The sequence below is a fragment of the Pontibacter burrus genome (assembly GCF_010686685.1).
Lineage (GTDB): Bacteria > Bacteroidota > Bacteroidia > Cytophagales > Hymenobacteraceae > Pontibacter > Pontibacter burrus.
In genome coordinates, this window is the sequence record NZ_JAAGWD010000002.1 from 233,148 (window position 1) to 248,806 (window position 15,659).

Annotated in this window: 10 protein-coding genes; 1 reads left to right on the plus strand and 9 read right to left on the minus strand. The window is 43.2% G+C overall.

All coding sequences use genetic code 11. The annotated features are described in order from the left end of the window. Nucleotides 1–2: 2 nt before the first annotated feature. The 3 genes from GXP69_RS05700 to GXP69_RS05710 form a co-directional block, all read right to left on the minus strand. Complete coding sequence (locus GXP69_RS05700) at nucleotides 3–407, minus strand: hypothetical protein (protein WP_163913333.1); 405 nt, start codon at nucleotides 405–407, stop codon at nucleotides 3–5. Nucleotides 408–819: 412 nt separating this feature from the next. Next, nucleotides 820–1,506, minus strand: coding sequence for a M48 family metallopeptidase (locus GXP69_RS05705; protein WP_163913335.1), 687 nt, complete (start codon nucleotides 1,504–1,506; stop codon nucleotides 820–822). Further along, nucleotides 1,469–4,744, minus strand: coding sequence for a type I restriction endonuclease subunit R (locus tag GXP69_RS05710; protein WP_163913337.1), 3,276 nt, complete (start codon nucleotides 4,742–4,744; stop codon nucleotides 1,469–1,471). Before GXP69_RS05710 ends, GXP69_RS05705 begins: the two co-directional genes overlap by 38 nt. Before the next feature lie 143 nt (nucleotides 4,745–4,887). On the opposite strand from GXP69_RS05710, the gene GXP69_RS05715 reads away from it, so the two are divergent. Continuing rightward, nucleotides 4,888–5,226, plus strand: coding sequence for a hypothetical protein (locus tag GXP69_RS05715; protein WP_163913339.1), 339 nt, complete (start codon nucleotides 4,888–4,890; stop codon nucleotides 5,224–5,226). Between the two features lie 60 nt (nucleotides 5,227–5,286). Here the strand turns inward: GXP69_RS05715 and GXP69_RS05720 are convergent, their stop codons facing one another. From GXP69_RS05720 to GXP69_RS05745, 6 genes are all read right to left on the minus strand, one after another. Further along, complete coding sequence (locus GXP69_RS05720) at nucleotides 5,287–6,585, minus strand: restriction endonuclease subunit S (protein WP_163913341.1); 1,299 nt, start codon at nucleotides 6,583–6,585, stop codon at nucleotides 5,287–5,289. Next, entirely contained in the window at nucleotides 6,578–8,971 is a 2,394-nt protein-coding gene (locus GXP69_RS05725) for a type I restriction-modification system subunit M (protein WP_163913344.1), read from the minus strand. Before GXP69_RS05725 ends, GXP69_RS05720 begins: the two co-directional genes overlap by 8 nt. Before the next feature lie 94 nt (nucleotides 8,972–9,065). Beyond that, nucleotides 9,066–9,902, minus strand: a complete 837-nt coding sequence (locus GXP69_RS05730; protein ID WP_163913346.1) for a hypothetical protein — start codon at nucleotides 9,900–9,902, stop codon at nucleotides 9,066–9,068. Between the two features lie 29 nt (nucleotides 9,903–9,931). Next, complete coding sequence (locus GXP69_RS05735) at nucleotides 9,932–11,149, minus strand: PDDEXK-like family protein (RefSeq protein ID WP_163913348.1); 1,218 nt, start codon at nucleotides 11,147–11,149, stop codon at nucleotides 9,932–9,934. Continuing rightward, entirely contained in the window at nucleotides 11,130–14,045 is a 2,916-nt protein-coding gene (locus tag GXP69_RS05740; protein WP_163913350.1) for a phospholipase D-like domain-containing protein, read from the minus strand. The genes GXP69_RS05735 and GXP69_RS05740 overlap by 20 nt, the downstream gene beginning before the upstream one ends. Next, nucleotides 14,045–15,646, minus strand: coding sequence for a hypothetical protein (locus tag GXP69_RS05745; protein WP_163913352.1), 1,602 nt, complete (start codon nucleotides 15,644–15,646; stop codon nucleotides 14,045–14,047). The genes GXP69_RS05740 and GXP69_RS05745 overlap by 1 nt, the downstream gene beginning before the upstream one ends. Between the last annotated feature and the right edge of the window lie 13 nt (nucleotides 15,647–15,659).

Sequence of the window (15,659 nt, forward strand, 5' to 3'; positions counted from 1 at the left end):
AGTTAAAGAGCTTGTTTTACTTGTCCAATAATCAATTTCTTCTCTGTACCTTTTGTTGCTTCCTCAATTAGATATTGCATGATGGCTGGTATGTTCTGCTCCTCAAAGCCGAACTTTTTACAGAACTTTCTGAGCGTTAACTCTTCATGTTCATCTACCCTTCCGTCTGCTAGTATCATCGTTACATAATCATACAAATACTCTATTTTAGTTAAAGTATCTTGGGGAATGGTAAATTTAATGCTATCAGGGCGGAGTATGATTTTTTCAATTTCCTCTCGTTCTATCCCCCTGTTCTGTCCCAGCTGGAACAGCATTTCAAGTTCTTCAGAGTCGATCTGAGTATCAGAAAGTGCGAGAAAGTACAGGTTTAGAAAGTGGCTTTTCAGTTCCTGGTCAAGTATCATTGTTTGCATAACTTGTAATTAATTTATTTCTGGAGTATAAATGAGGCATATCAAAAGTGCAGCACTTGTATCTAAGTATAGAGTCTCTTGTTTAACTCTTGGGAGTTGACTGAACTTCTCTTTGCTTATAGATGGATACTGTTACATTTACTTTGTCTCTTTTGATGCAAAAGGACAAAGTTGGTCAATGGCTTAGTCTCGGTAAAAGAAAAGTATTAAGCTATAAAGTTCTAATATAGTTAAAATATATTATAGTCCTAATGTTTAAGCTGTTTTTACTATAATTTTATCAGAAGCTTTAACTGTTGTTATGTTGCCGTTGCTGATAGAATCTTATAATTTCAAAAAATGACAGTACTCCTGATTGGACAATTATGAAGGATTCATTAGTTCTATGTACAAAGGGTAATGATTACAAATCCATCCCCGCCCCATTTACCCGTAGCCAGTTCTTCCGCTCCCGGTAATCCGGCAGCACTTTATCTACTTCGTTCCAGAAGGCTTCTGAGTGATTGGCGTGGATCAGGTGGGCCAGTTCGTGCACGATGATGTAATCCAGCACCTTGAGCGGAGCCATCATACATTTCCAGTGGAAGTTGAGGTCGCCTTTGGTGTTGCAGCTGGCCCAGCGGTTCTGCAGGTCCATAATCCGGATTTCGCTGGTGGTGAGGCCCATCAGCTTTTCATAATAGCGCACACGCTCAGGTATGCGCTTGGCGCCTTTCTCCTTGTAATACTGTTTGAAGATCTGATCGGCTTTAGGGGCATGCTTCTTCTGTAGCAGGAAATAACCATCCTTCAGCTTAAGCGGGGTTTCCTGCTTTTCTACCAGCTCCAATCTGTAATTACGGCCCAAGTAAAGGTAGCTTTCCCCATTAACGGCTTCGCGTGTTTTCTTTACCTGGTTCAGTTCTTCCAGCTCTGCCTGGTGCTTAAAGATGGAAGCCGCTTTACTATCTACAAGTTCATCAATAGCAGTGTCAGACAGCTCTTTGGGAGCCATCACCATAACCTCGCCATCACGCTCTACATAGATACTGACTGTTTTGCGCTGGCTTCGTTTAAGATTGTACTGGATCAGGTGCTTGCTGCTCTTCATGTATCAACTCGTTGTGTCTGCGCCTTGCTAGGTCCAGCAGGTCATTTATGATCTTGTTCTCGTGCTCAATCAAGGCCTCTACATCCGAAGAAATCAGGATGTCAGATAGGTCGCCTTTAAGCAGGTCTATCTCGCTGCCCTTTTCCCAGAAGCTGGTAAACTTTATGGTCGCCCTCATCTGCTTTACAGCTTCTTTTAAAGTGGCTTTCGCTTTTTCTTCCTCTTCAGCTGAAGGAGCTTTGCTCTTGAAGGCGGTTTGCATCATCAGGTCGTAAAAAGGGGCTTCGGTGGCAGATAGACCGGCTATACCTTCCTGACGACCGGCTGCGGCTTCGTTACGCAGGTTTTCCAGCGCTTTTACCATCGCATCCCAATCATCGTGGTGCTGTTGCAGGAGTTTCTCCAGTCGCTCGCTCAGTTTGGTGTAAAAGGCAGGGTCATCGTCAACATTCACTTTGATGTGCTTACGTATGGCGTGCTCCATCTCGGAGGCCACGGCTTTCAGATTGCTGTTCTTCTTGGCTTCTTTCATGAAGTCCTTAGAGAGCAGCTCTACAGGCGGGATCTTCGGGTTAATGCCCAGGCTGACCAGGTGCTCGTTGATGAGTTGGCGGATCTTCTCGCCAGCACCTTCTATATTGATGGTGTCGTCTTTGTAGCGGTTGCGGATAAGGATCTGCAGGTGTCCCAGTTGCTTTGCCGGTATGCGGTACGGCGAAGCGGCGGGACGCGGAAGCACGATATCCATGCTTTCCATTAACTGCTTCAGGTATACATCAAAGCTGGAGCGGAACTTGATGTCTGCGGCCAGATCTATGCATTGCTCCTGTATCTTGAGCAGGGTAGGGATGTCCTTTATATGCTGGGTCAGGTACTTCTCAAAGTTAGCCACGCCTTTACCTTCGAAGAGCTGCACCAGCCTGCGGTAACGCGACTCCAGTACGGGTATCTCTGTCTCTACACCCTTCAGGTTCTCCATGATCTCTTGCACTTCGTCGGAGCCGTAAATGCTGAGGGCGGTTTGCAGGTTTTGGGTGTTGGTGGCGTAGTCTATCACATAGCCACGTGTTTTGCCTTTGTAGGTACGGTTCACACGGGCAATAGCCTGCAGCAGGTTGTGCTCCTTCAGCTTTTTATCCAGGTACATCACCTGCTCAATCGGGGCATCAAAGCCGGTCAGCAGCATGTCGCATACTACCAGAAAGGCAATACCTGTTTCCGGAACATCGTAGTTGAAGGCTTTCTTGAAATTGTCTACGGCGTTGGCTGCAGAAGCTTCTTTTCGAGCCTGGGTGATAATAGCCTCTTCGTTCGTACCTTGCCCGGAAACTACGGCGTATACCTGCAGGAACTCCAGCTTTTTGATTAGTTCTTCATCTGGCGTGGCTTCAGCCTTTAGCGCAGTTACTTTTTCTTGCAGCGTCTTTAGCAGGGCATCTTTGTAGCGCACAGCTGCCAGCACCGAGCTGGTTACCACCTGTGCCTTAAAGCCGTTAGGAAGAATGTTTTCGGTGTAGTGGTTTACTATGTCCCTTGCAACGGCTGCAATGTGTTCTTCTGCTTCGCGCAGGTCGCTGCCGATGGCGTACTTGCGCTTAATAAGCTCTTTCTCTTTCTGCTCTTTACTGCCGAATGCCTCCTCAAACTTCTGGTCCAGCCCGCTTTTGTCATTGATAGCGTTGTCGGGTTCACGGCCCTCGTAGAGGATAGGGATGGTGGCCCCGTCGTTTACGGCATCGCGCAGGCGGTACTGGTCTATGTAGCCGCCGAAGCGGTCGTGTGTCTTTTTCTTATGGCGCTCCGTGATAAGCGGCGTTCCGGTAAAGGCAATTTTGGTGGCGTTCGGGAAAGCCTCGAATAAGTTGTTGCCCAAATCGCTACTTTGGGTGCGGTGCGCCTCGTCTATCAGGATCAGGATCTTCTCGGATGGGTTAACCTCTCCGAATACATTGTACTGCTTTAGTGGCTCTGCTGCCTGGCTTAGTATCTCGCCGGCTATACCTGTCAGCTTATACTCCTTTGCCTGGAACTTGTGCATCATCACCATCACCGCGTTGCTGGTAGGGGTGGAGAGCTTCGGCTTTACGTCTTTTATACTTTCTATAAAGTCTATCTTCTCGCCGGTGAGCGTAGCGGTGTCGCTGAGCTGGTCTTCCAGATCGGTGCGATCGTTTACGAGCAGCACTTTGTAGTCGGCAAGCTTGGACTCGGTGCGCAGTTTTTTAATTAGCATAACCATGGTTAAGCTTTTGCCGGAGCCTTGCGTGTGCCATACTACACCAGATCGCTCCATGGGGGTCTGACCTGCCTTCAGGCGCTCTACTATCTTGCCCACGGCACGGTACTGCTGATAGCGGCACACGATCTTGGCTTCTTTGCCACCGCCTACCGGCATAAACAAGGTAAAGCTGCGGACAATATCCAGCAGGGTGTGCGGGGGTAGAATGCCCTGTACCAGCCGCTCCTGGCTGCGCTCCACATCCAGCGGCTTAATGTAGTTTTGGAAAGCTTCGGGGTAGATGTACTTCCACTCTGCAAAGAACTGTTCATTGAGGCTGGTGATGGTGCCGTAGCAGGCTTTGTCGCCGTAGGTGGCTACGCAGATCTGGTTGTACCAGAACAGGCTTTCTTCGCCTTCCTTCAGGCCGGCGGCATGAGTGGAAGGACGCTGGTTGCTGTAGCGCTGTAGTTGCTTCAGGGCCTCGTGCAGTGGGTTGGTGGTATAGGCATTGGTGTTCTTACACTCCACCACTACCAGCGGCAGACCGTTCACGAACAGCACCACATCGGGTATGATACAGGCTTTTGCCAGCCCCGGCGTATCCACCTTAAACTGGTTGATGGCAATGAAGCTGTTGCGCTCGGGATGGTCAAAATCTATGAGCTTGACAGGGCGCGGATCGGCGGGGTCGTCGTGGTAATCGGCGCGGAGGCTGTTGTTGAGAAGCGTATGCGTGAAGCTTTTGTTGGCCTCCAGCAGGTGCATGCGCCCGAAGTCGCTGATCTCATTGTAGAGCTCATCTACCTGCTTCTCGCTGAGCCAGGGCTGTCTGTTCTCATCCAGGTTTATACTTTGTAGAGCTTGCTTCAGCACACTGGGTAGCACCACTTCTTTAAAGTTGGTGCGCAGCGAAAGCGTAGCATCTGTAGGTATACCAGCAGACTGCTCGTATACTTGCCAGCCTAGGTTCTCCAGTTGCTTCAGGAAGGGTTGCTCTACTAAAGTATGTTCTGTCATAGCTTATGTGGTGATGATTTATATCGCTTTATTTTATTTTGGATAAATATTATTTTAAATATAAAAATTTTACTTAATTTAATAAGTACTATTGTTTAATACAATCCATATGAATCTAAATATTTTACTTAAAATTATAAAGTATGAATCAAACTACAACATTAGTAAACATTGGCACATGGTCTGCCAAAACTCTGTCTGACGAAAAGGGTTTCTCTTTGCGAGTAGAGGGTGAGTTCCCCACAAATGGTGAAAAGCCATTGTTCGAGCTAACTAAGGAATACCCACAAGGGCCAAATGAGACAGAATTAATTTTAACACTAAGTTTCTTCCATTGTATAGATCCTAATGGTAAGGAATTTGGACATGCATCTGATAAATTCCCATTGGAGCGAGAAGACCAGTATAAAACTGTTATGATTATTGGCAGCCACGAAGGTGAAACAATCGCAACCAATATTGAGGTTATAATACCAAAGTAGTCTACATTTACTTTACAATAGTACAGCTGGCTGCATAATTTGTAGCCAGCTGTACTTTATTTAACAGACAGCTTCCTCATCAATCTGCACTCGTACTTTGCCTGAAAGCAAATCAGACATCATGCCTTTCTTAATTTGTTGAATCTTGTGTCTATGATCCATTTCCTCTTCCAGAAGCTTATCTGCTCTTTCTAATCTTGACGCTATTAGTTCTTGCTCCTTTCTATCTTTAGGAGTTGGAAACTTTATTTTCCTAATGTCTGATAAGACTAGACGTTTAAGAGCACTTCCACTTTGAAGCTGATACAGTTGCACATCAAAATAACTTGTCTTGAATAGATAGCCTAAATATGTAGAATTGATGTGCTCGTAAGGGGTAAGTATTGCGATAGAGGACAATAGTACTAGTTGTTCATCATCATTGAAAACAATAACTCTACCTATCGTACCATCCTTAGATAGTAAGACATCTCCCTTTTTAGGAGAGCAGTTCTGCCTAGCGAGCTCTTTAAAATCATTCTGACTGATTTTGGTCATGCCTTCATAGTCAAAGCCATAATCAGTCATATCCTTTACGTTACCGATTCTGTAGCCATAGTCTAAAGGCTTTGGGCTGAAATGAGCTCCATCGGTGACTTTAGAACATAAGTTTTGAACAGCATCAATATCCCAATCCTTCGGAATCATACCCAGCGAAGAGGGTTTGTATAGTTCAGGAGCGTCCTGGTAGCGGGGGCGGAGTTTGCCTGTGGACACGTCTATACCTCTGGTGAAGAGGTCTTGCATAAGCCCTTGCTTAATGGCTTTATACTTGGCAATAATAGCCTCCGTCTTCTCTATCTGCCCATCAATCGTCCGCAGGATTTTGGCTATTCTTTGTTGTGCAGGTATGGAAGGATACTTTACAGTAAGCTTCTCAATCCTATATAAAGCTAACTTCGGTACACCTCCACCTACACCAATTTCCCTATAAAGCTGCTCTTCTAGGAAGATAGAATTGAGGTAGTACTTAAGATACTCCTTATCTAATTCATTAAAATCTATGGTTGTAAGCTTTGCAGCATTTTCTGTTAGTTGTGCATTGTCTAAATGATCGGGTATAGTACCAAATAGACCGAGAGTACCTGCAATTGTCACATAAATATCATTTTTAGAAATCTTATAGTTTCTAATGAATTTTTCTATTTCTGGCGTGACATATACTAAAGCGGAGTCATCTATAGAAGCATTAACCATATCAGTTACTCTAAGATATGGGTACGGCGTTTTGCCATTAGCAAATTCACTTCCTGCAGGTAATCTTTTGCCTCCTTTAACTCGGCAAAACTTACCAATTTGCTTTTGTTTCCAATTACTCATACCCCAGCTCCACTAAAAATTCCTGTAAAATAGCCTGCTCTTCCTCTCTGCTGCTCAAAAGCTCCTTCAGGTTCACCTGGTACTTCTCGAAAAGGTTATCCAGTTGTGCCAGCACGTCCATCTGGTTCTGCTTCAGGTGCGTTTGCAAGCCAACCCATAGAGCGTTTTGCCAGCGTTGTAGTATCAACTCTTCGGCATCGGCAGGCGTTATTTTCTGGCGGGCTGCTTCTACCAGCTCGTCTTTCTTCTTCTCTATTGTGCTGATGTCGGCTTTTAGCGTCTTCAGTTCTTTGGTTAGGGCCTCGTGCTTAGCCACCAGCGCTTTTATACTTTTGTCGGATTTAGCTTTTTCCTTCAGGTCTTTCAGCTGGTTTTTAGGTAAGGCACCGCTTTCGCTGTTTTCCCAGTCATAGTCTTCGCCTTCTGCTTCTTCCAAAGCGGCTTCTATTTCGGCTATGCGTGCCTTATACTGCTCTATCTTCTCCAATTGCTCAGGAAACTGCGAGGCCAGTATGTCAGCATCCGGTATAAGCTCCGGACCCCAGCCGCTGGCCGCCACCGATTTCAGGTCGCTGTTCAGGTCGCTCCAGAAGCCGGCAAAAGCACCACGCAGCTGCGAGTCGCTGAGCATCGGCAAAGGCTGGAAGAACTCCACCAGCGAAGTATAACCCTGCTGCTTTACCTCGTGCAAAGGCTTACCATTAGGCAGCTGCTGTAGCACCTGCTGGTACTGGCTCCACCACAGGCCAAACATGCTGTTGTACTGCTGCAGCACCTCGGCTACACCCGTATGCGCCTCCACCAGCGGCTTTATACTTTCTTTCTCGCTCATGTGCGGGTGGAACTGCAGGTAGTTTGGTTTAAGGTCGCAGAACAGATCCTCTTTCAGTCCTTTGTAATATGCCATCCCGTTCTGTTGCAGTGTCTCCACTTCGCTGGCAGGTATGCCGCCGTTCAGGTGCGCATGCACGTCATGCGGCTCAGGTACAGGAGAGTTGTCTACGTAGCGGCGGATGTTCAGGTTAAATTCTTCCTTCTTAAGGTCTTCATGTTTCACCAGCTTTGCGTATTTCTCCACCGGCAGGCGGTTGTGGTACACGTAGCTGATCTTCTCGATGTCTTCAGGGCGCAGCTTGTTCTGGTTCTTGCCCTCTTTGTATTCTTTGTCGGCGTTGATGAACAGCACCTCTTTGCGGTCGGCGGCATTCTGCTTGTTTACCACCAGCACGCAGGCAGGTATACCGGTGCCATAGAACAGTCCCGGCGGCAGTCCGATCACCGCCTCCAGCAGTCCGCTTTGTACCAGCCAGGTACGGCAGGCTTTCTCCTCACCGCCACGGAATAACACGCCATGTGGCATCACCACCGCCATACGGCCCGTAGTTTTGAGCGTGCTTACCATGTGCTGCACAAACATAAAATCGCCTTTCTTGCCGCTCTCTGGCATCCAGTACTTAAAGCGGTCTTTGTGCAGCATCTCCTTAGCGCTATAGTTCTGGCTGAACGGTGGGTTAGCGATCACGCGGTCGTAGCGGCGCAATTCTCCGTTCTCCTGCAGGTGCTGCGGGTTTTTCAGAGTGTCTTCATTGCGGATGTCTGCAGAGTAGAAGCCGTGCAGCAGCATATTCATGCGGCACAGCGCCCATGTAGTACCGTTCATCTCCTGGCCGTACAGCGCCAGGTCGCGGGTATTGCCGCCCATCTCCTCCACAAAGTTCTTACTCTGGATCAGCATACCACCCGAGCCCACCGTAGGGTCGTAAATGCTCATGCCCTGTGCCGGCTCCAGTATCGTTACCAGCAGGCGCACCACCTCGGCAGGCGTATAGAACTCGCCGCCTTTCTTGCCCGCGCTGTCGGCAAAGTACTTGATCAGGTATTCGTAGGCAGCGCCCAGCAGGTCCGGGAACTCAAAGTCAGAATCCTTCAGCGGGATGTTTTCGAAGTGCTGGATAAACTCCACCAGCTTCGCATCGTCCATCGCTTTCTGGCCGATCTTCTTGTTGTAGTTAATTCCTTTCAGCACGTCCTGCAGGGTGTTCGGATTGGCATCCTCAATGGCAGCCAGCGCCTTATTCAGCGCTGTACCCACGTCCTTCTTCAGGTGGCGGATGTTCTTCCAGAGCGACTGCTCAGGTATGTAGAAGTTATACTTGTTCGGGTTATCGAGCTGCTTCTGTATCAGCTCCTCGCTCCAGCCCTTCGCCTCGTACTCTTTCTTCAGGTTGGCTCTGTCCTCCTCAAACTTATCAGACAGACGCTTCAGGAACAGCATCCCGAAGATATGCTCCTTAAAATCAGAGGCATCCATGTTGCCACGCAGAATGTCGCATGCCTTGAGTAATAGGGATTCTAATTTAGGTAAGGTAAGTTTATGTTTGGTCATTTTACTTTCACGCTTTATAGCGTGAAAGTAATGTAAATATACTTAAACTAATAATTGATATTTTAATAATTTGTTGTATTATGAAGGGGCGTTGTTATGTTATTGAGCTAAACCTATCTGGGTTTTTCTGATGTCTCAGTCTAAACAACAAATCATCAATTTGGTCTAGTTTTGACTGAAGGAATTCGATGGTCTGATCTTTATTTATAAGGCTTTTAGAAGGATGGGCGACTGAATTTCTTAATTTATTCATTGAATATAGTTCTTCCCATTCTTCATTTGAGCTGTAACCTAAGAGTATATGGAGATTAAATTCTTTAACAATTTCAAAAAACTGTTTAAAGTATAAGTTTTCAGTTATACTATTTTCAAAATCTTCAGATAGTAACTTATTATAATTTTTAACTAATGATCTGATTTTATTATCAGTTTTAGCTTTCTCCTTCAAGTTTTGTAAGAGCACTTCTTCTTCTACATTATCCCGAATGAATTCACTTAATGTTCTTTCTAACTCGCATACTAGACTAAAAATATACACTTGTGCGCTCCTTGTATTTAGATTACTTAATGAAACTAAACCAGAAACTTTCCCATTTAAGGTTAAAAAAAAGTGGCTTCTAAACATGGAGCCAAACTTAAATATGAGTTCTTTTATTCCTGTATCTAGTGCTATAGTGTCTTTGTACGTAATGATTTCGCGAGTAGCAGCACTGTAGTCGTTTAGGGATACTGATTTAAAGTACTCATATGCCTGACCATCAGATGAAATTATTGGAAGAATGTTAAATCTGTTCTCCTGCATGATAGTAAGATAATTGTTCCCATCAATTTCACTTTCTCTAATTGCTACCCACTTGTTTTTGCTAACACCAATTGTTGCAGCGGTAATGTTTGGATTTATAACATCATGATAGTACAGTTCTTCAATCATAGCTTTCGCTGTGTAATTTAGCATAAGTCTTAGTTAGCAACTCTTGTTCTTAAAAAGTCCTCAATTTTACATTCTGCCAAATAAGCTTTTGCTTCATTCCAAAGATCGGCTATGTATTTTTTTCTGATAGAAGGGTCTGCTAGTAGTAAGGTTCTCTTATCAGAGAATGTCTCAAAATTTACAGGTTTACTAAAATACTTTTTTGCAATCCAACGTTCGTCTTTTCTTTCTATAGTTGACTTACACATGAAGGCCAATTGATCGTACTCAGAACTGCTGCTTTTGAGTCTGTCTTTACCGTTGCCTAGCACAGTTATGCCGCAATATATATTTCCAGTACCCCGTCTGATGTACAAGCAGATAATATCTTCCTTATGGTGCCCTAACTCAATCATAATTCCGAACCAAGGGTTACGGTTTCTGTTTTTGTGAATTACACTATTTAGCTTTTGTACATCAAATTTCTCATTCGGGAGTATATTGAAGCCGTCATTACTAATCCCAGCTTCAAGTTCATTCCAAAAATCCCACTCCGTGTACCATTTAATATGTTTCCAGTTCTTTACTATTTTAGAAGCTTTCAAAATGTTATCATTAACTGAAAGCAAATCTTTTATTTCATTTCGTTCTTCTGCAGGCATGGAGTTACCAGTTAATTCTTCGATTAGTTTTTTGTATTGGACTAAAGTTTCTCGGAGAGTAGGCTTTGTAGAAACCTCCTTTAAGCATGAATCCAGCCAAGGAAGAATATCATTGCCATAAGAACATAGATAAAGGTAAGTATAAAGTTTCGGATCATTTTTTAAGGTACCTAGACTGAACTCACTCGGCTCTTTTCCATCTAGTGTGAGGTAAATAATCTTTATTTCCTGTGCCCCTTCGGCTTTCATAATTTCGTAATACCTATCAAGCTGTCTTTTCTGATCTCTGGCCCAGATTTTATTTTCAATAATAATTGCCTTGGTACCACTTCTTATTAGGATATCGATGTCCTTATATTCTTTGTGTACTTGTGGGTTCGGGTATAGTAATACCGGCAAACTAGACATTTCGAGAAAGCTTTCTAAGAAGGTGCCATTCAGCCGATGGCTACCTTTTGGATTAAGTAACTCTGCAATGAATCTTGAGTGAACTCGTACTTCATCAGTTTTACTTCTGAGTATGCCGAATATATTAAAATCATCTTGCTCTCGCAGCTTTTTATACTTGAAATCAATGACCCCGATTTTATCTAATAGTGTCTGCAATGGTTTCTTCTTCTGAAGGTGTATGAATATTTATTTGCTTGTAAGCGGTAATTTTAGTCTGAGGGTAGGAGACTTTCATTAGTAATTCCCCCATACTTTCATCCCACAACAATCCTGGCTTTTTCAATACAAGGAAATCCTTGCCAGCCTGTCTTAGTGCAGCGAAGCCCAAACTACTACTACAAACCAATGAGCCTAATCGAATTGTAGAAGTTTCCTTTATTAATTGCTGCCTGTTTTCCTCAAAATTCTGTCGCCAAAGGTTGTAATTCGGAAGTTTCTCACGCTTGAAATAATCAAGGTTTTGATGAAAGTGGGTTCCTTTATGGGCTGCTCTTTCATAGAATGCATGTATGCTTTTGATGGCTGATTTAGCTTCATTCTTCTTCAAAATCTTAGGACATACAAAATGCAAAAGATCCAGTAAGAGTATGTCCCTATAGACCTCTTCATCTTCCTTCCAATTTACATTTAAGATCAGAAAAGTAGCAGTTTCAAATATATCCATCCGATATGCCGATACTTTGTCATCATAAACTTCATAACCGTAGTGCTGATACCCTGCATTTGCACAAATCAGGAAACTGCCTAACACTTCAATTAGAACCGCTTTTAATCCGGAACCATCTGTTGCATAAAAATGACCTTCTATTATGTAGGGTATTTTATGTGGAATAGGGGAGAACTCTTCCTGCTGAATTAGGAGTGTTTGGTTTATTGCCTGCAAGTCAGTTTTTAAACTTAAAAACAAACCAGAGTCAACTTCATAATAAACTATATTGAAATTAGTTGGGTCTGTTTTTTTGAGTCTTGTCAGCTTGTACTTCTTCTCTATGTCTGCAAGTTGATTACCGAACTTTTTACTGAATAGCACACCAAGCTCTGTCTTATAGATAGTATAGGTCTTTCCATAAAAAATATAGAGAAGATCTAGCATGATAGACATGTTTGAAAGATCTTTTAACTTAATAAGCCTTTTGGGTGAATCTCTTAGTGTTTTTTTATCATATAAAGAGCTTAACTCATTTCTATAAAATTTATAAAGAGTTTCAATGTGCCTGTAAATTGCTCTTTGCTCTTTCTCTCCTCTAAATCTGATTTTTGGGAGCGCTACAACCTCTTTTCCTTGTCCAGACTGTAATTCTAGATCTTCGATGGCAAGAGCCTCTTCCTCGTTTTCCTGTATTTCATTTTGCTGAGAGGCTAGTCCTTTAGAGACAAGTTTTAAAATATCAGCAATCTGGATGTTAGGGTTACTCATCAGTTCAATTTCCAATGACTGTACAGATGGTAACTGGTTTAACTGCTCTTCTGAGAGAGCTCCATATTGTTTGGGTGCTTGCAGGTTGGGCCCTTTTTTAGAAAATCCACCGCCTGATAAATTAGTATCATCAGCCAGTTCATCGTCTACCCAATTATAATCTGCATGTTTCAGAAGTTCTATGTAAAGATCATTATCAGGATCATATGATAGACCTTCGATAATTTGACTCAGTTCAGCTTGGTTAGGGTCTGGGTTACATTTAGCCTGATAAGCCACATTATGGATGAGGACAAAATTAGATTCGCGTTTTCCATGATAGAGCAAACACAATCTAAAAGCATCATTAGGAAATAGGAGATTAACTATAGCTTCTCTAGTTCCAGCTTCTATTGTATGCTTTTCAACTTCTGTATTATGTACATCAAGCACTTGCAGTTCCAGTACCTCTGAGGATGACCGCTGAAGATGAACCGTCAGTTTAGATCCATTTCTTTCTGAGTATATGATTCTGTACTCCCATTTCGCTGCCGTAATACTGTCCCCTCTGTTTGCTGCTAGTCTGTCATATATGCTAATGTTTAGTGGTGTCGCTTTTAATGTGCCTATACCGAGATCTGTAAGTAGGTTATTTCCTTTTTTTTGTCTTTTCAGTAGTAGGGCAGCTTCTCCATTTTTAGCTGATGAAGTTGGGCCGCCAAAGGCTTGGATAGTGGCATTAGGGCTGCCTAGCAACAAGTACTCCTCGTCATCATAATCGAAATGAAGCATCTTAGCATGCAGCCTGTTATACCTTTTGTCAAAGTTCTCCAAACAATCCTTCCAGTCATAGAACATAATTTGTTCTAGCAGGTCAGTACTGGCCTTAGTAGGTAAGAGTCCGAATTGACTGTCAGTAATACATTGTATTTCATTGATCGAGTAATCACTTCTGAACAGATCTAGCAGTTTAGCCTTATCATCAAAATAGGGGGAAATTACTGTTAGCTTCTTTATCCTATTCTGTGGTAGCCAGTCTTTCAGAGTTTGGTAAATAGAACTGTTTGGGTTATTGGCTAAGAACTTTACTTCCTGCTCCTTATTAATCTTTATGAAGGATGTGGGGGAAGTATTATCGAGCTCATTTATCCAGGCAGCGTACTGGTTAATCCAGCTTATTTTCTGCTTATTAAACCCTTTGGCTTGTTGTAAGTATGGCTGCAGGTACTGCCATACATCCGCAAAGATTGGGGCATTTAAACTCTCTAAAGAATTTAAATGAAAGGCTGCCCACACTTCATCATTCGTGCTTAGACCCGAAGATGTCAGGTTACCCGAACCGATGATGAGGAGTCCGTGCTTTACACCAGTTAACAGCATGATCTTTGGGTGAAAGATCCCGGTTTCGTAAACAGGCGTGAGGCTATATGTTTTGTGTGTCTTAAACTCATCACCTGTCACATTTTCTAATGTCTGCTCCAGGTGCTTTCCATCAAGAAAAACATTGATATTCTTGATGTTTGAAAGACGTAGAGTGGGAATGACGCGCTCTTCAAAGAAGGTAAAATCGAAGGTGTAGCATGTGATAATACACGAAGAGTATTTGTGCTTGTTTTTGCCAATCAGGTCTAAAACATTCTGTCTATCTATAACCATCAGTTGTTTTCAATTAGCACTAATTCACCATATTCTGTTAATTGCCGGGAGGAATCCAAAAGGTGTAGGTCCTGAAGGAAAGCAATGAGATTTCCTACTCTTGGACCTGTAAAACCCGGACCAAAATTTCCGATCTTTCGAATATAATTCTCCTCTATAATAAATTTCTGAGTTGACTGAGACCCATTACCCATCTTGTGATAAGCTACCTTTTGGTGTCTCTGTATAATCCTCTTAAGTAGGAAATCATCTAGAAAGCTTTTTATGGAAAAGTTTTTATACCTATCATAACCGAGATAAAAGGACAAGACATCATTTCCTCCACCGATTTCTCTTTTCTTGGTATAATCCTTTAGCCATATTAGATTTTCCTTATTCTCGTCATGCATCTTCCAGATTAGGAGAAAGCCTAAAATCACTCTTTCAATGCCTTGGAATGCTTCAATTTCAGAATACAACTCACTTTCAGGTAAAATTGCAGACGTGTTAATAGATGATATGGTGGCTGAGGTGGCTTCCTGCATACCTTCATTAACTAAAATCTCGATAATGGTATCTGAAGCTTGCTGAATTAACTCATGCACCGGCTTCCAACCCGGACCAGCTAACTCATCAAGAAAATCAAGAAGACCATTAAAGATGGCTGTGCAGGAGAACTGCCAGTACTCATTGAATTGGTAATAATACCAGCCGCTTAAACACGCATCAGTTGCGTTCTCATGTCGTCCTTTTACCTCATAGGCATACATAGTAAATAATCGTGACCCTACTGGCTTGTTATGGTTTTTCGAAAAGCGCAGCACATGCAGCAAAGTTTCATTGCGCATGCTCTCAGGGGGTTCCTTTACTGTTAATGGTTCATCAACATCTAGGAGTAGCATCAAAAGGAGCTGTGCTTCCTCTGTATCTGGCCTGATTTGAGCCATGTTGAAATCTGGCGTTAGATCAATTAACTGATCATGATCAATTGTTCCCTTCTCTAAGCAGTTAAAGAATAATTGCTTATTAGGGGCTGATATGTTTTTATCGAAAGCAGTTGCAAGTTCCTCCCCACTTACTTTTTGATTCTCCCGCTTTGCAGTTCTTCTATAAATACCCATTGGCTGCCCCTTGTCATTGATGGGTTCTTCAATCAAACCAATCTGACGTAATGAGCCTATATAATACTGGCCAAAGACTCCAGAATCATATTGCCAGTAGGTGCCTACAGTAGAGCCATCTGCATTGTATGTACCTGTATTCAGGTTAAACTCGGCTAAGTTCTCATTTAATCTGTGAGTGGCGTATAGGCTTCCGGATATACCAAGAATTTCGGACTTAGCTGCAATAAGGGCAATGATGTATTCTGCCTTGCGTATAAAAGCTTTCTGCTCCTTAGGGTCGGAGCTCTTAATTCGTTTTGCGTACTCAGCCAGAAGCCAGCAATAGAAGCTGTAGTTTCTAATCCGACCGGTAACATTGTTAAGTCCAGGAAGGAGGTATGAATAAGCTTGAGCAGAAGGGTTTTGTAATCCTAAAGGGTCTAAGCCTATAACAAAGCTCATTTTGTCTCCGAAAAATGGGAGCCTAGCCTCGTTCTTATCTAGTACTTTTGTAGCCATAAGTATGTTTTCT